Origin of the sequence: Mycobacteroides franklinii (assembly GCF_001853795.1) — a bacterium.
GTDB lineage: Bacteria > Actinomycetota > Actinomycetes > Mycobacteriales > Mycobacteriaceae > Mycobacterium > Mycobacterium franklinii.
Map to the genome: position 1 here is coordinate 1 of NZ_MLIK01000022.1, position 445 is coordinate 445.

The following is a 445-nucleotide window of genomic DNA, read 5'->3' on the forward strand; positions in this document are numbered from 1 at the left end:
CTCCCGCAGTGTCGGGGCAACATGCTCGGCCAGCGTGGTCGGCCCCGTCATCCAGGTGACGGTGCCCGCGGTGCGGCGACCCGCGAGCTTGAGCAGTTGCGGTCCCAGGGCGGCGATGTACACATCGGGTGCCGGCGCGCCGGGGATCTGCAGTGCGCCGCGCGTGGTGACCGTCTCGCCCGGAGCGTCGGCGGGCTCGCCGGCCAGCAGCGGCTGCAGCCCGTCGAGATACTCACGCAGGCGGCGGACGGGCTTGTCCCACGGAATGCCCCACATACCCTCGGTCACCGCGGCGTGCGTCATGCCGAGCCCGAGCAGAAACCGGCCGCCGCTGATCAGGCTGAGCGTGAGCGCGCGCTGGGCCAGCAGCATCGGGTGTTGATTCTGAATGGGGATGACCCCCGTGCCGACCTCGATCCCGTCGACCTCACGGAAAGCCACCGCG

General features: G+C 71.5%; 1 protein-coding gene. It reads right to left on the minus strand.

From position 1 onward, the window contains the following. The coding region (locus tag BKG76_RS19380) for an LLM class flavin-dependent oxidoreductase (RefSeq protein WP_131815830.1) at positions 1 to 445 on the minus strand (445 nt) is incomplete at both ends.